The following is a 20,895-nucleotide window of genomic DNA, read 5'->3' as shown; positions in this document are numbered from 1 at the left end:
GTAGAGCAAGATGGCTAAAAAAGCACCAGAAATGGAAGAGTATAAATATGGTTTTCGCGACGAACACAAATCCATCTTTCAAACCGGTAAAGGTCTGACTGCAGAAGTCGTTACGGAGATTTCCAAAATCAAGAACGAACCGGAATGGATGTTGGAATTCCGTTTGAAATCCCTGAAACAATTCGAAAAAATGCCGATGCCTAAATGGGGTGGAGATCTCGACGGATTGGATTTCAACGATATTCAGTACTATGTTCGTCCTTCTGAAAAACAAGGGAAAACATGGGAAGAGGTACCTTCCGAAATCAAGGAAACTTTTGATAAACTGGGTATCCCTGAAGCGGAACAAAAATTCCTCGCAGGTGTATCGGCTCAGTATGAGTCCGAGGTTGTATACCACAACATGCAAAAAGAATTGGAAGATCAGGGCGTAATCTTCATGGATACGGATACTGCACTTAGAGAGCATCCGGAAATCCTGCGTGAATATTTCGCAACTGTTATTCCACCGGCTGATAACAAATTTGCTGCATTGAACAGTGCCGTTTGGTCCGGAGGAAGCTTTATCTACGTACCTAAAGGCGTAAAATGTGAAGTGCCTCTGCAAGCCTATTTCCGGATTAACTCCGAAAACATGGGACAGTTCGAGCGTACACTCATCATTGCAGATGAGGATAGCTTCGTTCACTATGTTGAGGGTTGTACAGCTCCGATCTACAGCACGAACTCACTGCACAGTGCGGTTGTTGAAATCATCTGTAAGAAAAATGCCCGCGTTCGTTACACAACGATTCAAAACTGGGCACCAAACATCTACAACCTGGTTACTAAACGTGCCGTTGCTGAAGAAAATGCAACGATGGAATGGGTCGATGGCAACATTGGTTCAAAACTGACGATGAAATATCCAGCAGTTGTACTGAAAGGCCGCGGAGCTAAAGGTTCGGTTCTGTCCATCGCTGTAGCTGGTAAAAATCAGCATCAGGATGCAGGCGCGAAAATGATTCACTTGGCTCCAGATACAACATCAACGATTGTATCCAAGTCGATCAGTAAACATGGTGGTAAAGTAACTTACCGTGGTTTGGCTTCCTTTGGTCGCCAAGCGGAAGGTGCAAAATCCAATATCAAATGTGATACACTCATTCTGGATAATGAGTCCACATCCGATACGATTCCTTACAATGAAATCATGAATGATAACATCATGCTGGAGCATGAAGCTACGGTATCCAAAGTGTCTGAAGATCAACTCTTCTACCTGATGAGCCGTGGTTTGACTGATGCAGAAGCAACACAGATGATCATCATGGGCTTTATTGAACCGTTCACGAAGGAACTGCCGATGGAATATGCGGTAGAGATGAACAGATTGATCAAATTCGAAATGGAAGGGTCTATTGGTTAATCCAACTGCCCTAGCACGTTTCGAAAACGTGGATTTTGATTGTGGCGAAATTATGCTGAATCACTTTCACGTGATCTATATACAGCATCAAAAAAGATCGAGGGAGTTTATCCCTCGATCTTTTTTTATTGTAGTAGAAAACATACTTGAATGCTCTATCCTGGGTTTATTTGTAATAAAATAGGATCAATAGCACAAGCCATTTACTAGATTTAAGCATCTAATGGTAGAAAAGGATGTGAATACATGAGCATAAATCCGTTTAAAGGATATCGGATTACAAGTTCATTTGGCTACCGAATCCATCCTATTTCTGGCGGCCAGACATTTCACCGCGGAATCGATCTCGTCACAGAGCCATGGAATGGGCCCATCCATGCATTTATGGACGGGACTGTACGTTTTGCTTCGGAAGGTGCTACAGGATCAGGATTCGGCGGCTACGGGCTTACGGTTGCGGTACAGGATCATAGGGGCTACTTGCATTGTTATGCTCACCTTTCCCGAATTGCAGTAAAAGTTGGACAGCAAGTGAAACAAGGGCAGCTTCTTGGCAATCAGGGAAGTACAGGCGAAAGCACGGGTCCGCATGTGCATTATGAGGTACGCAAAACGAGCTTCCCTTCTTATGGATACACGGCTAGTGAGAGTGGTGTTGTTGATCCAGGAATCTACTTGAAATCTGAATATAGTTCAACGGTTGAAGGACAGGAGGGAACCCCATTGACGACGGAGGAAAGAGAGCGGTTAACAGCGATGGAGAAGATGCTGGAATCCCAGTCGGCCTGGATCCAGCAGCAGAAAAACATTTCAAGTATGGCTTGTCCGTCCTGGGCTGAGGAAGCTTATCATTATTACCAATCGTATATAAATAACGAGACAGGGAGTTATGACTTTTGGAGATTGCTTGTCATCATGTATCGCAAGGAGAAGGGCATTAAGGTCTCTTCCACCTCCTCAAGTTAACAGGCAAAGCAGGCAGACAACCATTTATTGAATGTTGCCAGTTCGCCCGGTTCATCCCAACGCAAACGTCATATGTTAAGGTATACCTGATGAAGAGGAGGCAATCACATGAGCGAAGTTGGATATGGCTGTGGTGGCAACGTAGGCGGCGTAGGCGGATACAATATGTTCACCAACACAGGTGCGATCTTGGTACTGTTCATTCTGTTGGTTATCATCACTAAAGCATTCTGTGTTTAATCGGATATGAATGAATAAGAATAAAAAAAGGGAAGCCTTAATGGCTCCCCTTTTTTACATGTAAACGTATGACATGTTCTCTTGAACTGGGCTTACTTTAACTGCTGCTGCGCATAACTGAATGCTAATGCTTACTGGATATAAATTTCAACGATGGCCACATCTCTTTCCTTCGCTAAATCAATGAAGGCTGTAGAGGTCTGAACGAGTGGGCGGAAGTAATCCGCGGGGTTGTTCAACACAATTAGGCCGGTTTCGCCGGTCGTGAGCAGAACCCTTTTGCCAATAAAATTGGGCAGCATATGTTTGATGAGTTCCTGCGTAACTTCAGCATTCAACTGACCGAAGCTGAGGCTGTACAATTCGCATAGCACGGAGATTAATTCCTGTTTGGTCTGATACACCCGAGTGGTCGTCATCGCGCTGTAAACATCGGCTACAGCCGTTATACGGGCAAATGGGTGTATCTCGTCACCTTTCAGTCCATAAGGGTAGCCGCTTCCATCCTCGCGCTCATGATGCTGAAGGGCAACGGTTGCAAGGATCTCGTCCTGAGTGGACTCTTTGACAATCTCATAACCATATAACGTATGTTTCTTCATTTCTTCGAATTCTTCGGGCGTTAACTTGCCCGGCTTATGTAAAATTTCAGAAGGAATCTTGGACTTGCCAATATCATGAAGATATCCTGCTTTGGCTACGGTTAGACACTCCTCAGGGTTGTAGCCCATCCAGCCGGCGATATAAAAAGCGAGCATTCCGACTTGTAAGGAATGGTTGTAGGTGTAGTCGTTATCTCCGTCAAGCATCAGCAGCAAGGAGACAACGTCCTTTTGTTTTTCAAGCTGTCCTGTTAAGGTTATCAAAATTTCATCGACCTGAGTCTCATCAATAAAACCCTTCTCCATGGCTTGTTCAAATAGAGATTCTGTACCTTTGATCGTATCGTTAAACAGGTTAGTTAACAGACGGGTTTGATCGGAAGGTAAGGTTTGTGCATCAGAGTGTAGGTCAGATGTTGTATGTTCTACATCTGCGTAATCGATTCCGTGCTGCAGCAGCTTGGCAATATCATCATCGCTGAGTGTGGAACCTTTCATCAGCATGTGGAGACCCGAACTGTTGTACACATCATTTTTTAACAGGTCGCCAGTTTTAAGATCAGTAACATGCACTCTCACGTATAAACCACCTTTTCCTCGACTAATATCGACATATATGATTATAATAACAAGAAAAAAATGGGTTGACAACGACTTATTTACTAATTTCATCACCTTTTGGACAGGTCGAATGACTAGTTAATTAATTGTCTGTGGGGTTCCAGGGTCCTAGTTGATGACCTTTCCACTCGGAACCATCTTCCCATATTTCTTTTTTCCAGATGGGTACATTCTGTTTGAGTCTTTCAATCGCGTAACGGCTTGCGTCGTAACAGTCACTGCGATGAGGGGAGGAAACGGCAATAACGACGCTGATCTCTGCTACGTCTACCTTCCCAATCCGATGGCTAATCGCACATTTTACGCCTGGCCAGCGCTCATTGATTTCATTACCGATAGCTGCCATCTGAGAAAGTGCCATAGGTATATAGGCCTCATATTCAAGATGAACCGTTCGTTGCTGTCCGGTCATTTCACGGGTGGTGCCAACAAAGGTAAGGGCTGCTCCATGGTTTGCAGTGATGACGAGCTCCGTTGTAGCTTCCACGGACAGTGGGGACTGGGTGATCAGGAATAATCCATCATCCGTGCGATGCTCAGGATGGGATGAACGATGTCCATCACCATTCAATTGGGTACCATCTCCTCCCGACACAGGGGGAATTAAGGCAAGTTCATCCTGAGCCTTGATTATAATATCGGCAGAAGCATACTGCTGGTTTACTGCCAGAAAAGAAACACGTATTTGGTCAGCCGCTTCAGGATAAGCAAGGCCAAGTTTTTCTTTTAATTGCATAGGCGTTGGATCCGTTCCGGGGTATTCATATTCAAGCAGGGATGTGCCCAGACGTTCAGCGATTCCTGCAAATAGTTGAATTGTTAATTTCATGGAAATTACTCACCTCTTTTTAATCTCTAAACCCTATAAATATATCATAACGACGCGGAAAATGTTATGCTTATCCATTAGAGGAATGTACGTTATCGACGATAAGAGGGAGGCGGTGTGATGAGCACCAAGAAGGCGCAAACATTAACGATTCTACACACCAATGACATCCATAGTCATTTTGGTTCCATGAGCTCCATCGCCGCCATGATTGGACATGAGAAGGAACAGGCTGGAGAATTTCTGGTCGTGGATATCGGAGATCATATGGACCGGATGGCAGTTGAGACGGAGGGTACCCTGGGGGCGGCCAACGTGGATATCATTAATCTGACCGGTTATGATGCGATAACGATCGGGAACAACGAAGGACTAACATTTACACCCGAACAACTGACGCAGTCATATTCTGGACTTCTGTGTCCTGTTGTATGTGGAAATGTTGTGGACCAAGCTACGGGCCTGCCACCAGTCTGGATGAAATCCTCTCTCATATTGGAGAAGGGGCCATTTCGCATCGGTCTGCTTGGTGCTACAGCACCCTTTACTGCCTTTTATGAATTGTTGGGTTGGGATGTATTGGACCCAGTAGAGACGCTGCGTGAGCAAGTTGGAGATTTACGTTCTCAGGTGGATGTAGTCGTTATCTTGTCCCATCTAGGGCTTTCCACAGATCGCAGATTGGCTGAACAGATTCAGGGCATCAACGTCATTCTGGGCGGACATACACATCATGTACTGGAAGAACCTTTAGTCATTGGTCAGACGGTGCTTGGAGCGGCAGGAAAGTTTGGCCAGTGGCTCGGTAAGGTGGTACTGGAGCGGGAATATGAAGCGAATGAACTTACACTGGTGAGCAGCGGCTGTGTTCCAGTCCAGAACATGTTGCTCGAAGAAAGCGTGTCGCTGGCTATAGATACACACCGGACGGAAGCTGAGCGTGCGCTGGGCCAAACAGCCGTTATTACGGACAGAAAGCTGACCATTGATTACGATCATGAGTCTCCGTTTGCGTCTCTGCTTGCCCAAGCAGTTCGTCAGTTCACTGGAGCACAACTGTCTCTTGTTAACGCTGGGCAGCTCCTTGGAGATCTTCCGCAGGGGAATATCACAAAGGGAATGTTACATTCCCTATGTCCATCTCCCATTAATGCCTGTACAATATGCTTGAATGGAATTCAAATTCGGGAAGCGCTGGAGCAGTCCCTGTTGTCAGAGTTTTCACGTAAACCGATTATCGGGTTTGGATTTCGCGGGGATATTTTAGGAACATTATGCATGGATGGAATGGATGTGGAGTATGATCCCCATTCACCTCCATACGAGAAAATCCGTGCCATATATATAGAGGGTGAGCCGATGCGTGATGAACAAGAATATGTGGTAGGAACACTCGACATGTTTACGTTTAACGTAGGTTATCCGTCTTTTGCTCTTGGAACGGATACATCGTATCGACTTCCTGAATTCATACGTGATCTGCTCGAATCGGAACTAAAAAGGCCAGGGGCGCTGGATGACAGCCTGCGGTCCCGTTGGCATGAAATCTAACAAGTACTTGCCTTCTGCTGAAGCGGCGGCTAGTGGAAATTACATCTACGGAGCGGGAGAGGATAGGCTGTGCGTTTAGTACATATAAACCTATTGCAGCCTGGCATGAAGCTGGGGAAACGAATTTATAGTGAAGAGGGTTTGGTTCTGCTCAGTGAGGGAGTAGAGCTGACCAGTCGGTTGATTGGACGTCTAAAGGACCTGGGGATTGGATATGTGTATATATCGGATGCAGCAACAGAGGATATTATTATTCCGGATATGCTGCAGGAAGAGACTAGGCGCAGAGCGCTGGTCGAGATCAAACAGCAGTTTCAGAGCATGTCGGGTCTCAAAACCAAAAGCCGAATCCCACACTTCGGAAAAGCACTTAGCGGGTTAATGAATACGATTCTGGAGGACATTGGCAGTCAAAAGGAAGCGATGATTATGCTGATGGATATGAACGCCAGTGATTTTGATCTGTATAATCATTCTCTTAATGTATGTGTGTATACGCTGGTTCTTGGTGTGGCATCAGGCTATACTCGGCAGCAATTAATGGAGATTGGACTAGGAGCTCTGTTGCATGATATCGGTAAAACGCAGATCGCTCCAGAAATTCTGCACAAGCCCGCCAAATTAAGCGATGATGAATTTAAAATCATACAGCAGCATACTACATATGGACATCGTATTCTCAAAGATGAACCGGGTATACCGCTCCTTGCTGCACATTGCGCATTACAACACCATGAACGGATTGATGGCAGCGGCTATCCTTTTGGTTTGAAAGACAAAGAGATTCATGAGTACGCCAAATGGCTGGCCCTTGCCGATTCGTATGATGCGATGACAACCAATCGGGTATACAAACAAGCTTTGCTGCCACATCAAGCTGTGGAAGTATTATACACCGGTTCAGGGACACTTTATGAACAGCGAATGCTGGAAAAATTCCGTGATTGTGTAGCCATTTATCCCTTAGGTATTTCCGTCACGCTAAGTACGGGGGAGGTCGGGGTTGTTGCAGCCATCCATTCGCGTGTTCCACAACGACCACGTATTCGTGTTCTCAAAGATGCTTACGGCCAGACATTGAGTGCACCCTACGAGATCGATCTGTCCACAGCGTTGTCTGTTATGATTACAGGTGTTGAAGGTGTGGAAGACGCTACGCCAGCTTCAGTACGTGGCGAATTATTTTGATATCCTGACGTCAATGGATAATGGGTAACGCTCATATTGTAATATCAGGACCGAGCCGGCCTGATATTACACGGGCGTTTTTTGTCATGTAATGGACAGAGCATGCTCATGCCAGAGCACAGGAAATTGTGCTATGATTAAAGATAACTCCAAAAGTTGAAGACGGGGTATGTTGTAAATAAAACTTTTTAGGTTAATAAAAGGAATAAGGTGAAGAACAATGACCATGCTAAACTCAGGATCGGTAGAACCGATGCCTTTATCGCCGACTAATGATCCTTGGGATCCGATCGGCTCTTTGCGTACATATGGACGGCATGTGCTGACCAGTGTAGAAATGACCGTGACTCATCTGTGCAATATGCGCTGCGAGCATTGTGCAGTAGGAGATATGTTAACGATGCGCGAAGCACCAGCGCTTCCGCTGCCTTTGATGCTTAAAAGGCTGGATGAGGTTGAGCACCTTCAGACGATTAGTCTGACGGGTGGTGAACCGAGCTTCAGCCAGAAGACCGTGGATGAGATGATCATTCCGCTCCTCAAATATGCCAAGGAACGGGGCATTCGTTCCCAGATCAACTCGAATCTGACGCTGGATTACCGTCGCTACGAGCAGCTTCTGCCTTATCTGGACGTTATGCATATCTCATTCAACTATCTGAATGCCGATGACTTTCACCAAGTCGGGTTTGCCAACAGTGGTAGACCTGTAAAACGGGAAGTCGCGGTGAAGATGTATGAGAAAATGATTGAAAATTCCCGCAAACTTAGTGAAGCGGGCATGTTTATCTCTGCGGAGTCCATGATTAATTTCCGTACCCATGACAAGCTTGAGGGCATTCATCAATTGATCCGTGAGATGGGCTGTGTCCGTCATGAAGTGCATCCGATGTATAATTCGAATTTTGCTTCTTCGCTGCCGGTGCTTTCCCTTGATCATATGAGAGCGGCTATTCATCGTTTGTTGGATGTGCGTGACAAGGATATGTGGATGCTGTTTGGTACACTTCCGTTCTTCGCATGCAGTGCAGCAGAGCAGGATCGCGAACTGATTAACCGCCTGTATAGCGAGCCTAAAGTGACAGTTCGTAATGATCCCGACGGTCGTAACCGCGTTAACGTCAATATGTTTACCGGAAACGTGTATGTTACCGATTTTGCCGACATCCCGGAGTTTGGCAACATTCGTGACCGGAAGCTGGATGATGTATTTCATGAGTGGTCGGCGGAACATCCGCTGAATCAGACCGTTAACTGTCATTGTGATGCGGCTTCCTGTTGCGGACCCAATCTGCTAGTGGCAGATATGTATTATAAAGGTGTGGATTTCAAATCGAGAAAAGCAATTACACGTTGATATTCCAGGTGTATTCCTGAAATAGATAGAAAAGGGGAGTTTCGACTTGGGTATTCATACCGAATTTCATCTTGGGCAGTTGGTATTTAATCTGGTCTGTGTGTTTCTGCTCGTATTTTTGAATGGCGTATTTGTCGCAGCGGAATTTTCTCTGGTCAAAGTTAGACAAACACGCCTCACTCAATTACAGAGTGAAGGGAATAAGTTGGCTGGTTATGCACTGAAGGTGAATGGTAAATTGGATGCCTATCTTTCGGCAACCCAGTTCGGAATCACGTTGACATCGCTGGGGCTTGGTTGGCTCGGTGAACCGGCTATTTCCGAATTACTGGTCGAGCCTCTGATGTTCAAGCTTGGTGTAGCGGATACAGGACTTATATCCACGGTATCGGTCATTATAGGTTTCTGTATCATTACGTTTTTGCACATTGTGCTGGGTGAGCTTGCACCCAAATCTCTGGCGATTCAAAAAACAGACGGAGTGGCTTTGCTGCTATCGGCACCGTTGCTGTTATTTTATAAAATTTTCTTCCCATTCATCTGGGTACTGAACGCGTCAGCCAATGCACTGCTGCGATTGGCAGGCATTGAACCCGCCAGCGAAGGGGAGGCCCATTCGGAAGATGAGCTTCGAATTTTGATGAAGCAAAGTGCGAAAAGTGGCGTCATCGATAAGGATGAAATCAAACTGATGGATAACATCTTTGATTTCTCGGATATGCTGGCACGTGAAATTATGCTACCACGTACGGATATGGACTGTCTGTATACTCATATGTCGCTGGAAGAAAACCTGAAAATCATTAATGCAACGAAGCATTCCCGTTATCCTGTGGCTGTTGAGGATAAGGATGAGATTATCGGATTTATCCACATTACCGATCTGCTTCTTGCTGAACCTGACCAGCAGCATGATCTGGCTGCGCTTGTTCGTCCGATTCTGAATGTTCCTGAATCGATGGAGATCAGTCATGTACTTCGTCTGATGCAGAAAAAGCACTCCCAGATGACACTGGTGGTCGACGAATACGGTGGTACAGCAGGCTTGCTGACTGCTGAAGAGATTTTGGAAGAGATCGTTGGCGATCTGTATGATGAGTTCGAAGACGAACGTCCGCATATGGAGCGCAGTGGAGAAGCCTTTTCCATCGATGGTCGTTGCCTGATTGAAGAGGTTCATGAATGGACCGGTGCTGTCATTGAGGATGAAGAAGTCGATACGATTGGCGGCTGGCTGTTCAAGGAATTGGAAGGCAGCGTGGTCAAAGGTAAAACACGGGAGCAAAACGGTTATGTCTTTGAAGTGGAAGAATCCACCCGTCTCCGAATTACCAGAGTGAAGGTATATAAGCGACCGGATCCTGAAGAAGATAAGGTGGAAATAGGAGAACAGGAACCAGGTTCGATGCAGGATGATCGTGAACGTAACAGGGACTGAGTATTGATGAAATAATCATTGGGCACATAGTCCCCATATCAAATGAAGTGACCTTTGGACACTGCCCAGCGGGGTAAGTCGTTCGAAGGTCTTTTTTTACGTTCAGCTAAATATGGGATTAACTTGGGGGACAGCGACATATGGTTATAGAGACGGGAAATGAAAGCTTGGAATGAAGCGATGTCGAATGTACCAAATCAGTGATGAAGGAGGCGTTGTTCTGTGTCAGATCCACAGCTTCGTGCTTACGCCCCTTTTGTGGGGCCGTTTGATCCATGTCCACCGAAGACGATTCGGACGTACTTAGTTCCTCCGCAACTGTTTATCCCATTTCAGCCGATGGGCTGGCCGCAGTTCAGTCCTGCAGAAGCCTTAAGAGTTGGAACGTTGTGGCCTGCTTTATACAGTCCGTATACACCTGCGAGCTCGAAGGGAAGGAAGGTGGAAGCAGATGGAACCTGAAGCACCTAAAGCCTGTGATGCAAAATACTATGAGCTGCTGGAGGAACTTCAGGCCCTGGATTTTGTATTGGTTGAGTTGAATCTGTATCTGGACACCCACCCGGGCGACTATCAAAGCATCGAGCAATACAACAAATTCAGCCAGGAGCGGATGAGGGTGGCGCATGAGTTTCAGCAATTGTACGGACCTCTGATGAACTTTGGGCATGCTTTCTCCAAATATCCGTGGGAATGGTCCCAGACGCCATGGCCTTGGCAAGTATGAGATAACAGCCTCGGGTTTCCTTGCAGACGTTCCAGGCTAGGAGCTCGAGGGATCGTAACAGGTTGGATTTGATTTTATAGAGGAGGCATCTGCATGTGGGTGTATGAAAAAAAATTGCAATATCCCGTTCGGGTTAGCAAATGTGATCCTCATATGGCGAAATTGCTGGCGGAACAGTATGGGGGCGCAGACGGAGAACTGGCGGCTGCCCTGCGATATTTGAACCAGCGGTATACAATTCCGGACAAGATTATCGGACTGTTGAACGACATAGGCACGGAGGAATTCGCCCACTTGGAAATGATTGCAACAATGATATATAAATTGACAAAAGATGCATCGGTGGAGCAACTGGAAGCAGCAGGGCTTGGTCCAAACTACGCACAGCGTGACTCTGCACTGTTTTATACCAATTCTTCCGGTGTGCCATTTACTGCAGCCTATATTGCCTCGAAGGGAGATCCTATCGCGGATTTGTACGAGGATATTGCAGCGGAAGAGAAGGCACGGGCTACATATCAGTGGTTGATCGATCTTACGGATGACGTTGATCTACAGGATAGTCTCAAGTTTCTGAGGGAACGGGAGATTGTGCATTCCTTGCGTTTTCGTGAGGCAGTAGAGATTCTAAAGGATGATCGGGAGACGAAGAAGATTTTCTGAAAAGGACAATATATCGTTCTCATTGCCGTTCTCTGTCAAGGGAGCGGTTTTTGCGATGAAAGGAATTGTTCAGATCATGCTCCTCATTGGTTTTGAGATAATGGTAATGGGATGTATCCAGTAAAAGTTATCATCTCAAAACTTTAAAATAATAAAAAAGCAGGACCGTCCTTTTTTATTAAAAAAGGCTGCCCTGCTTTTTGGGGTTCCGTGTCAAACTCTCAGTATTCAACGACCATGGCAACATTTTGCCACCCAGCGCCAACGGTCCAGAACAGCACTTTATCACCACGCTGAATTTGGCCGGAAGTTATGGCTCGATGCAATGCAATAAACGGACTGCTGGTTGAGGTGTATCCGAACTCGTCTCCAATGTAGACGGCAATATCTTCGCTGATGCCAATGTTCTCGGATACAGCACGTATATTGCCAATGGATAATTGGGAGAAACAAGCGGCTTTGATCTCATCTGCTCCGATTTCATTACGACTTAGCAAAGTTCGAATCGAATCAGAGGCAGCGCCTACACAGATGGAATCATCAAACGGTATGAATTTTACATGGAAGGCACCTGCGTCAACACCGGTTTGGCCTAGTTTTGCAAGACCTTGTGCCGGGAAGAGAGAATTGCCGTACACACAGGTATCAGTCTGGTAGATCGAGTCAATAAAACCGACTGCCTGCTCGTCCCGTTCAACAATAACAGCTGCTGCTGCGTCCCCAAAGTTCGCGAAGTACACAGGATCGTCTGGACTGGCGTGAGGAGCGATGTAATCCGAGCCAAGAATCAAAGCACGACGAATTCTGGGATTGCCCAACATTTGACGGCTAACTTGTTCAAAGGCTGCGGTCATGCCCGCACAGTTGGCATTGCTGTCAATGCAGATCGTATGGGATGCCCCGTTAATCAGGCGATGTATCATTAAGGAATTCGTAGGAAAGATATATTCCGGCGTTTGACTTGCATAAGCAATCAGATCGATATCGGCACCGGTGAGTCCGGTCTTTTCGAGCAAATTACTGGCGGCCTCAAAGGCCATGCTTAGTGAGTTTTCATCATCGTTGTCAATTTTGTAACGTGTATCACGCCCAAGTGCCTTTAACAATCCCCGAATATCTACACCTCTTGCATCAAAATGTTCAATATAAAAGTCATTGCCCACCTTGTTCGTTGGATGATAGATATCGATATCTACAATACGAATTCCAGCCATCTTCATTCTCCTCTTGAGCGGATAAGTGAACCCTCAGCTTGTCCGCCTGGTTTATTATGTCGTAACCGTGGAGATGATCTCAAGATTGTCCAGTCCGACAGACCGTCCAAGACGGGACAGTTGCATTTTCAGAATGGCATTATTCTCAAGCGTCAACACCACTTTTTTATATTCATCTTTTTTGAACATCTGCAGGCAGCCCTCGAGAAGAGGCACAATTTCCGGAGCGGTAACATTCAACTTTTTGCAATCAATATTCAGCCCATACTCCTTGGTATTAATCGGAGCGATCGTGTCCTGATATGCCGAGATGGAACGTAAACCGTCTTCTTGAGAGAAAGAGCCCTCCAATTCAATGTTCAAAACCTTGTTCGGAACGTCAGTTTTCAGTATAAAACTTCCCATGATTGTTCTCTCTCCTTTAAATGAGTTAAGGCTATCCTGCTAACCAAGACATAGGCCTTGAGGCCCCGCTGACTGTTTCTGAGATGTAGGCGGATTCGAAGGATAATTTAACCATATTATAAAGGTTGAGATGTAATAAGATCAATAAAAAAGTCGAATCGTGTATAAAAATGTAGAAGAGTGAATTATTGGATTTCATCCAGTGTAGCTAGCAATATATTAAAAGCACTGATGATCCGCGGTGCGCCAACACACGGTGCCAGGTGCAGCAAAATTCCTTTGAGCTGATCCACGGTTACACCGACACTTAGCGCCATCGTATAATGAACCCCCAACTGCTCATACTGCCCTTGTGAGATCAGTGAGGAGATAATCGCAACTTCCTTCCATTGATCGGTGATGGTTGTACGCTGAAAGATATCCCCGTAAGCTGTTCCCATAATAAACTCGGCGAGCTCAGGGAACTGATCCTTAATCGGTGCCAGTGCTTTTGCACCATATTCACCGGAAAGCTTTGCAAAACGCTCCAATCCTTGAGTCATTTGTTCACTCATGCTATGTTCCTCCTAATTCAAAGTCACGGTACGGTGAGCCGTGGGTGGGATCTCGTCGCGATCAGTAAGAAGCTCAATTACAGTAACTTGATTCAGCTGCTGTGCGGTTTGGAGAGCTGAGATGAATTCAGCCCGTGTTTCTGCCCGAAAAGCAACAGCACCGAGCGACTCGGCAAACTTTGCCGCATCCACGGGAACCTCAAATAAAGTGCCATCAATTCGACCTGTTGTTTTTTCCATGCCTTTCAGTGCCATATCCAGCTGTTTATTGTTCACAACGATGAAGATGACGGGCAGATTGTTGCATACAGCAGTGTTAATTTCAGTTCCAAGCATCATAAAGCATCCGTCACCAGTAATGCATACGATGGTTTCTTCCGGTGCGGCAGTCTTGGCCCCAATAGCCATGCCGATGGCATTGCCCATGCAGGCAAAGTAGGCGTCAAACACAAAGCTGCCTGGTTTCTTGACTTTATATCGTTGAACCGCATGGAAACCATGACTACCATCATCCACAAACAATTTATGATCATATGGAAGCAGTTCACTCATTTCTTCCAAGATGGAACCCAAGGACAGACGCGGCAGATCCGGGAGAGGTACGGTGTAATCCACAGTAGGTGTTTCTCTTGGAACAACAGGTTGTTCTGTCAATGTACCTAGCAAAAACTGCAGGTTGTCCTTCAAGTCACCGGTGATATGTAAGGTTTGAGCGTTAAGTATTTTACCAACGAATGTAGGATCAGCATCGAATTGAATCAGATGTGCAGGATGGTTTTCAGGTTTCAAATTACAGATTGTCATATCACTCAGACGTGAACCGAGTACGATATAAAGATCACTTTGATTCAGCAGTTCATCTGCATGAGGGAAGCCGCCAACACCGCAAGGCCCATGGTAAAGGGGATGATCCCAGGCAATGGCACCTTTTCCTCCAGGAGAAGTAATGACAGGAATATTGAAATGTTCGGCAAAATGGAGCAATTCATCATGGGCTCTGGCGCGGCTGACGCCTTTGCCTGCAATAATTAAAGGGTGACTGGACTGTTGAAGTAAGGGGAGAATACGATTCAGATTGGATACGCTAATCAGGGGTTCTGGCTCCGGGATGACAACCCGGAAATCAGCGAGCTGTTCGGTTTGTACATCAAACGGAAGACAGAGATGGACCGGACCTTTGTTGGGACCGAGTGCAATGGAAAGGGCGTGATTCAATATGGTGCTGAAATGATCACTGCGCTCCACCAGCTTGCTGAATAGGGTGGCAGGACGGAACATCTCCGCCAAATCAGCCAAGTAGGAAGAGGAGTCCTGACATTGCGGAAGCCCCAATTCCTGAATGGATTGATGGCCTGTAATAAACAGGACAGGCAAGTTGTTGGCCTTGGCATGGGCTGCGGCGGTGAGCAAATTGGTTCCACCTGGACCTGAAGTGGCGAAGGCCACACCCAGTTTCCCTGTTTGAAGGGCATAGCCCGATGCGGCAAAGCCTGAACTGGATTCATGGCGACCTGGGATGAATTCCAAACCGTAATCGACCATTTTCAGGACAGCAGGACATATGGATTTTCCGATAATACCAAAGACATGAGTAACGCCTAAATTACGCAGAGCTTCTGCCAAATAGTCCGCAACTGTTCTCATGCGGGACACCTCGCTTCACAAAATAGGTTTTTGGACCCACAGGTCAAGTTCCATTTTTGGGATGTATGTCGTGTCTAAGGTTGTAAAAGGAAATAAATCCTTGTTAATAGGAAGAGTAGCTTTTTTTGTGGTTTTTTGTCAACCGCTTTTATAAGTATAAGTTCCTGATTCTAAGGTTGGAAACGCTTAATGTCTTGCCCTATAAGAGAAAATAAATTGGTTATATATTCCTGCAACAAATTACCTATAAACAAGATTTATAGAACAAAATGTAAAATAAAGTAAAATATGATAGATTTATTTTATATGTATCCAATGAGGATCGTGTGCGTTCCATTTCGCATCCGTGCAAAGATTGGCAATGTTAAGCTTTCTGTTATACTGAAATTCGATGGGAGTGAGTTGAATGACAATGATAAAAATGGCTGTAATTGGGCTGGGCAAAATGGGATTACATATGATACATCAGGCAACACAGGTAGAACTATCCGAAAAAGTAGAGATTGTAGCGGTATGCGATGCCAGTGAGGAAAATTTGACCTCGTTTGCTTCCTCTCATCCTGAGATGAAGACGTATACGGATTTCAAGCAATTACTAGACACACATGCGGTTGATCTACTGTACATTGCGGTCCCGCCTAAATATCACTATGCCGTCGTTATGGAGGCACTAAAGCGCAAGATTCATGTATTCTGTGAGAAACCACTGGCAAACAGCGTGGAGGAAGCCAGAGCAATGCTTGAGGCAGCAAAGAAGGCCGATGTAGTACATGCAATTCATTTCTCCATGCCTCATGAACCGTCAGTAGTGAAGATGCAAGAGTTGATCCGTCAGGAAACGATTGGCGAAATTCGCAAAATTGATCTGATCCTGCAATTCCCTCAGTGGCCTCGAGCGTGGCAGCAAAATACCTGGATTACCAGCCGCGAGCAGGGCGGATTTATTCTTGAAGTGGGGATCCACTGGATTCATATGATCCAAAAAGTGTTTGGTGCTATCCGCGTGATTAACAGTCAAGTTCATTTTCCTCAGAATACAGATGAATGTGAACATGAGGTTCAGGCTGCGATGGAGCTGGAGGATGGAACCCGAATCCAGTTAAATGGGATTGCTCATTTTGCAGGTGAAGAGCGTGTATCCATGGTGGTCTACGGTACTGAAGGAACAATTGCCTTGGAAAACTGGGATCAACTATGGAATGGACGCATCGGAGAGCCACTTGTTCCCGTCGAAGTTAATGAATCCTTAAGCCAGTTGCCTGTACTTAAACACGTCATCGCCCGTATTCAAAGCCAACCTGCCAAAATATACGATTTCAACGATGGTTATCATGCACAGCTTGTCCTTGAAGCGCTGCGTAATCCGGATCAATCCTGATCCAAAAAGGTACTGAGCTAGAAGAGGATTCGTTAAATGTTTTTTCCTTTTGAAAAAAGAAGCAGATCCCTGTAGAGTAGGGTTCTGCTTCTTTTTGTTATCTGGATCTAATCCATAGGATCAAGACAACTTAAATCGGTTAACCAGTTGATCAAGCGCATCGGACATTTCGTTTAACTGCTTGGAGGTGTCTGTCATTTCCTGTAGGGAAGCAAGTTGTTCTTCGGTCATAGCTGATACCTCTTCTGTCGCTGATGCGGTATCCTCAACTACGGCGGATACTTCGTTAATGGACTTCATCACCGTTTCACTGCCGGATGTCAGTTGTTCTACAACAGCGGATACGTCCTGAACTTCACCGCTGAGATCATGAATGTGCTGGGTAATATTTGTGAATGCATGCCCTGCATCTTCAATCGTCCGTAATCCTTCGTTGACATGGAGTGTACTTTCGTCCACAACCTGCGCCGTATTTTGGACTCCGGTTACAACGGTTTCCAATATGCTTGTAATTTCTTTCGCTGACGTGGCACTTTGATCTGCCAGATTGCGGATTTCAGAGGCAACGACAGCAAATCCACGTCCATGTTCCCCCGCGCGAGCAGCTTCAATTCCGGCATTGAGTGCGAGCAGATTCGTTTGTCTTGCGATCCCTGACATGGAATCGGCAATGTTAATAACTTGATCAGACATTTCGGAGATTTCGTTAATCGCTTCCTGCACAGACAAGAAGGATTGTTCAATGAACGTTATTTTCCCTATAGCATTATCGATACGCTGTTGTCCATCAACGGCGATGGATTCCGTGCGTACGGAACGTTCAGCCACGTCGGCAGTTGTAGCCGCTACCCGATTAAGTCCGATGAGTGATTGTTCCATTGCAGCGACCATGGTCTGAGTAAGGGCAACTTGTTCATCGGCACCTTCTGCGACTCGCTCCATGGCTGTGGCCACCTCTTTTCCAGCGATATGATTGTCAGAAACGCCTTTATCCAGTCGATCAGAGGCTGTGCTCAGAATGGTGGCATTACTTTGAATATCGAGCATCATTTGTTGCAGACCCAAGAGCATGGTATTGGCAGCTTCAGCCAATTCTCGTGTCTCGTCTTTCATCGGAGTGGCAATTCGCAAGGTCAGATCACCATTGGAGGAGCCGATATCATTCAGTGCATGTGTCACTGCACGGATGTTCCTTACAATGGACCGGGACAGCACTAAGGCAGCGATGACTGAGATTAAGGCAACAAGGACCAATGCTCCGTATAACTCCCAGTTGAGCACCTTGTTTTTCTGTTTCAGTTCTTCTGTACGGGTTTCAGTCAAAGCCAGTTCATTGGTTCGGAATGTACTCAGGGATTGCCGAATTTGATCCATATCCTGTTTACCAGGATCTGTCGTGAAAAATTGTCGGATCGAAGGTAGGTCATTGGCCTGGCGCAGCGCAACAACCGGTTCTCCCGCGATTTGAATCCAGTGTTCCATGGTCTTATGTATATCTTCCAACAGCTTCAGCTGTGAGGGGTTGTCCGAGATCAAAGTAGCGAGTTGATCCTTAAGTACAACCATCTGTTCTTTTCCATGGGTATACGGATCAAGGTAATTTTCCTGCCCTGTAATAACGTAACCTCGTTGGCCTGTTTCCATATCCACCATGTTCCTTTCAATCTCATAAGTCAGGGCGTGTACATTCATATCGTGATCCACGAGAAAATCCAATTCGCTTTGAAGTTTGCTGGTACTGTTCTGGATTAAAAGAATGCAACCCGCCAAAACAGCGACTACGAGCAAATAGCCCAAACCAATCTTATAAAAAATTTTGAAGGTTCTGTGCTTTTTCATGTTTGTTATGCCTCTCCTTGGGGTATATGTATTTGTCGAAAAAACTTGGATGAAAGCTATTTTAGTTCTTTAGATGCGGTGTCTAAGGAACTATTTTTCAGTATTATACTTAATGAAAATTAAATTGTATATAGTTTGTTTAATTCAAGTATAACGTTTGTGGATTTTGTATAACGTTGATGACACAGATGTTTTACATTGCGCGGTTTACACTGCCAAACGTTTATGTTTATCATGGAAGGGGAACGATTCCGAATACATATCCCAATCCGAAAGGAACATTGGACATGACAAAAGAGACGGTATTGCGTAAACCGGAAGCAATGATTTTTGATATGGATGGTACTTTGTTTCAGACGGAAACTCTGTTGTTGCCAGCCTATCATCAGCTGTTTGATACATTGCGGGCTGAAGGGCATTTTGAGGGAGAGACTCCTCCTGAAGAACGAATGCTGGGAAGCCTGGGGATGTTGCTAGAAGACATATGGAAAGTGGTTATGCCTGAAGCTTCAGTTGCGGCCCATCGACGTGCAGACGAACTGCTGCTTCAGTTGGAGATTGAAGGGCTCGATGGGGGAAGCTCGCAACTGTACCCACAAGTAAAAGAGACGCTTGAAGCATTGAAAGAACAAGGTGTAAGGTTGTTTGTCGCCAGCAACGGGCTGGAGGACTATGTTAAAGGTGTGGCCTTTGCCCATGAGATCATGCCGCTCTTTGAAGGCGTGTATAGTGCAGGACAGTACAAGACCCCTTCCAAAGTTAACTTGGTTCAGATTCTGCTTGAGAAGCATCGGATTCAGGATGCATGGATGGTCGGAGATCGCTCTTCGGATGTGGAAGCAGGGAAAATGAACAACCAGACCGTCATCGGCTGTGCCTATGCAGGGTTCGGTCGAGATGAAGAACTTGCAGGATCAGATGTACTAATCTCTGATTTTACGGAACTGCTTCGTTTATATCGGGAAGCCGAATAGAAAAAAACGGACCACCCAACATCCATTCGGATGTTGGGTGGTCCGTTTTTTTGGTTCAAGGAGAATTTGGTTCACTACCAATGAAGTCTGACGGTCATAACCGGGATCTTCTGGTCCTTTTGAGAGTGGCAGACTTACCTTTTACGCGTTTGACTGGTTTGGTTACCTTCACGCCACGAGGGGGACGGTTCGCACTTGGATGGTTGTGGTACACCCATAAGGCATACTCCAGTGGTTGAGTGATTGCCTTGGAATAAGTATCTTTCTCTCCAATGCGGGCAAATACTTCACGTGCAGGTTTCGGATTGACTTCGAGCAGGTAGATACGTCCGCTCTTGTCAATCGCCAGATCCAGAGCCAATTCACACAAGGTGCCATAGGTACTCTCCAGAAATGAAGCAACGTCAATCCCAAATTTCTCGGCAGTGGTGTTGATCTCAGCCCGTTCCTTCTCATCGGTAATCCACTGTTTCATCAATTTGTGCATCGCAATGGCCTGGCCACCGCCATGCAGATTAGAGGTAACACTTTTCTCCGCACCCATACGTCCTGCGCATCCAGTTAATTCCCACTGTCCTTCACCATTCTTCTGGACCAGCATTCGATAATCATGAACCCGGCCATTCGGAAGCTGAAGCTGAATGCCCTGCTGAACAAGGTATTTATCTTTCATATTCCAATGCTGTAGCAGTGAACCCAAGCGTGACAGATGGACTTTACGTGGGGTGATGATCCGCCGCTTCTGGTCCCGTCCCTGTACAAGAACCGTATTGGCCTCGCTGCCACTGCGTTCGATGCGAAGGATTCCGCGCCCTCCGGTTCCATTAATGGGTTTCAGATAGATGAGCGAGGAGGCTTTCAGCATACGATTCACATCAGACATATCCTGAAACAGAACGGTATCTGGCAGATGTTCACTGAAGGCTGATTTCGCCGAGAGCGTTTGATGAATGGTCCATTTATTGCGCAGTGGACGGTTTAGAAAGAGCAGATGTCCATACTTTTCCCGAAAGGCAAGCAACTGCTGGAATCTGCGATTGCGCTGTATACGGCAGCGATCGAAGATCATGTCCGGGAATGAACGCCATTCCCGGGACCAGCCTTTTTCCGAATGAAAGACCATAGCCTCAATCTGTTTGCCTCCTGAGTGTACATCGGCAGGTGTGAACACATAGATATCGAGTCCCCGCTTGCGCCCTTCAAGGATCATTCTGCGGTATATGCTCCGTTCTTCCAGAGCGCGATGTTCATTTAAGTACAACGTCATAATGCCCAGAACAGGTGAGGACACAAACAA

General features: G+C 46.0%; 20 protein-coding genes. 12 read left to right on the top strand and 8 right to left on the bottom strand.

All coding sequences use genetic code 11. From position 1 onward, the window contains the following. Positions 1-10 precede the first annotated feature (10 nt). The 3 genes from sufB to G3352_RS31245 all read left to right on the top strand — a co-directional run bounded on the left by sufB (position 11) and on the right by G3352_RS31245 (position 2,614). On the top strand, positions 11-1,408 hold the full coding sequence (sufB, locus tag G3352_RS20640; protein WP_062319997.1) for a Fe-S cluster assembly protein SufB: 1,398 nt from the start codon (positions 11-13) through the stop codon (positions 1,406-1,408). A gap of 246 nt (positions 1,409-1,654) precedes the next feature. Further along, positions 1,655-2,374, top strand: coding sequence for a M23 family metallopeptidase (locus G3352_RS31460; RefSeq protein ID WP_163759347.1), 720 nt, complete (start codon positions 1,655-1,657; stop codon positions 2,372-2,374). 108 nt (positions 2,375-2,482) lie between these two features. Next, positions 2,483-2,614, top strand: a complete 132-nt coding sequence (locus G3352_RS31245) for a YjcZ family sporulation protein (RefSeq protein WP_208642727.1) — start codon at positions 2,483-2,485, stop codon at positions 2,612-2,614. 131 nt (positions 2,615-2,745) lie between these two features. Here G3352_RS31245 and G3352_RS20630 read toward each other — a convergent pair whose 3' ends face one another. Continuing rightward, the gene (locus tag G3352_RS20630; RefSeq protein WP_163759346.1) at positions 2,746-3,795 is read right to left on the bottom strand and encodes an HD-GYP domain-containing protein; all 1,050 of its coding nucleotides are present in this window, start codon (positions 3,793-3,795) and stop codon (positions 2,746-2,748) included. Between the two features lie 124 nt (positions 3,796-3,919). Next, complete coding sequence (locus tag G3352_RS31455; RefSeq protein WP_163759344.1) at positions 3,920-4,666, bottom strand: molybdenum cofactor biosynthesis protein; 747 nt, start codon at positions 4,664-4,666, stop codon at positions 3,920-3,922. A 120-nt stretch (positions 4,667-4,786) separates the two neighbouring features. Here G3352_RS31455 and G3352_RS20620 point away from each other — a divergent pair, with 120 nt between their 5' ends. The 7 genes from G3352_RS20620 to G3352_RS20590 all read left to right on the top strand — a co-directional run bounded on the left by G3352_RS20620 (position 4,787) and on the right by G3352_RS20590 (position 11,590). After that, on the top strand, positions 4,787-6,217 hold the full coding sequence (locus G3352_RS20620; protein WP_163759342.1) for a bifunctional metallophosphatase/5'-nucleotidase: 1,431 nt from the start codon (positions 4,787-4,789) through the stop codon (positions 6,215-6,217). A gap of 69 nt (positions 6,218-6,286) precedes the next feature. Next, the gene (locus tag G3352_RS20615) at positions 6,287-7,405 is read left to right on the top strand and encodes an HD-GYP domain-containing protein (RefSeq protein WP_163759340.1); all 1,119 of its coding nucleotides are present in this window, start codon (positions 6,287-6,289) and stop codon (positions 7,403-7,405) included. Between the two features lie 220 nt (positions 7,406-7,625). After that, on the top strand, positions 7,626-8,762 hold the full coding sequence (yfkAB, locus tag G3352_RS20610; RefSeq protein WP_163759338.1) for a radical SAM/CxCxxxxC motif protein YfkAB: 1,137 nt from the start codon (positions 7,626-7,628) through the stop codon (positions 8,760-8,762). A 52-nt stretch (positions 8,763-8,814) separates the two neighbouring features. Next, a complete protein-coding gene (locus G3352_RS20605) occupies positions 8,815-10,200 on the top strand; it encodes a hemolysin family protein (RefSeq protein WP_481856320.1) in 1,386 nt (461 codons plus the stop codon). 222 nt (positions 10,201-10,422) lie between these two features. Continuing rightward, a complete protein-coding gene (locus tag G3352_RS20600) occupies positions 10,423-10,662 on the top strand; it encodes a spore coat associated protein CotJA (protein ID WP_076289847.1) in 240 nt (79 codons plus the stop codon). Continuing rightward, positions 10,652-10,927, top strand: coding sequence for a spore coat protein CotJB (locus G3352_RS20595; RefSeq protein ID WP_063564297.1), 276 nt, complete (start codon positions 10,652-10,654; stop codon positions 10,925-10,927). Before G3352_RS20600 ends, G3352_RS20595 begins: the two co-directional genes overlap by 11 nt. 93 nt (positions 10,928-11,020) lie before the next feature. After that, on the top strand, positions 11,021-11,590 hold the full coding sequence (locus G3352_RS20590) for a manganese catalase family protein (RefSeq protein WP_099854743.1): 570 nt from the start codon (positions 11,021-11,023) through the stop codon (positions 11,588-11,590). A gap of 221 nt (positions 11,591-11,811) precedes the next feature. On the opposite strand, the gene G3352_RS20585 is transcribed toward G3352_RS20590, so the two are convergent. From G3352_RS20585 to G3352_RS20570, 4 genes are all read right to left on the bottom strand, one after another. Beyond that, entirely contained in the window at positions 11,812-12,804 is a 993-nt protein-coding gene (locus tag G3352_RS20585) for a 3-oxoacyl-[acyl-carrier-protein] synthase III C-terminal domain-containing protein (RefSeq protein ID WP_163759334.1), read from the bottom strand. Between the two features lie 54 nt (positions 12,805-12,858). Continuing rightward, the gene (locus G3352_RS20580; RefSeq protein WP_163759332.1) at positions 12,859-13,209 is read right to left on the bottom strand and encodes a hypothetical protein; all 351 of its coding nucleotides are present in this window, start codon (positions 13,207-13,209) and stop codon (positions 12,859-12,861) included. A 185-nt stretch (positions 13,210-13,394) separates the two neighbouring features. Further along, positions 13,395-13,763, bottom strand: a complete 369-nt coding sequence (locus G3352_RS20575; RefSeq protein ID WP_163759330.1) for a carboxymuconolactone decarboxylase family protein — start codon at positions 13,761-13,763, stop codon at positions 13,395-13,397. Between the two features lie 12 nt (positions 13,764-13,775). Then, on the bottom strand, positions 13,776-15,407 hold the full coding sequence (locus G3352_RS20570; protein WP_163759329.1) for a thiamine pyrophosphate-binding protein: 1,632 nt from the start codon (positions 15,405-15,407) through the stop codon (positions 13,776-13,778). 406 nt (positions 15,408-15,813) lie between these two features. Here G3352_RS20570 and G3352_RS20565 point away from each other — a divergent pair, with 406 nt between their 5' ends. Further along, positions 15,814-16,785: a Gfo/Idh/MocA family protein gene (locus G3352_RS20565; RefSeq protein ID WP_163759327.1), complete on the top strand. Its 972-nt coding sequence runs from the start codon at positions 15,814-15,816 to the stop codon at positions 16,783-16,785. A 120-nt stretch (positions 16,786-16,905) separates the two neighbouring features. On the opposite strand, the gene G3352_RS20560 is transcribed toward G3352_RS20565, so the two are convergent. Next, positions 16,906-18,624, bottom strand: coding sequence for a methyl-accepting chemotaxis protein (locus G3352_RS20560; protein ID WP_163759325.1), 1,719 nt, complete (start codon positions 18,622-18,624; stop codon positions 16,906-16,908). Positions 18,625-18,911: 287 nt separating this feature from the next. Between G3352_RS20560 and G3352_RS20555 the strand changes: the two genes are divergently transcribed. Beyond that, on the top strand, positions 18,912-19,598 hold the full coding sequence (locus tag G3352_RS20555) for an HAD hydrolase-like protein (protein ID WP_163759324.1): 687 nt from the start codon (positions 18,912-18,914) through the stop codon (positions 19,596-19,598). A 94-nt stretch (positions 19,599-19,692) separates the two neighbouring features. Here the strand turns inward: G3352_RS20555 and G3352_RS20550 are convergent, their stop codons facing one another. Then, positions 19,693-20,889 carry a YheC/YheD family endospore coat-associated protein gene (locus tag G3352_RS20550; protein WP_345940791.1) on the bottom strand — a complete coding sequence of 399 codons (1,197 nt, stop codon included), beginning with the start codon at positions 20,887-20,889 and terminating at the stop codon, positions 19,693-19,695. Positions 20,890-20,895 lie beyond the last annotated feature (6 nt).

This window comes from Paenibacillus sp. ALJ109b (assembly GCF_010747435.1).
Classification (GTDB): Bacteria; Bacillota; Bacilli; order Paenibacillales; family Paenibacillaceae; genus Paenibacillus; species Paenibacillus taichungensis.
The sequence above is the reverse complement of the archived record's forward strand: the minus strand, read 5'-3'. Positions and strand labels throughout refer to the sequence as shown.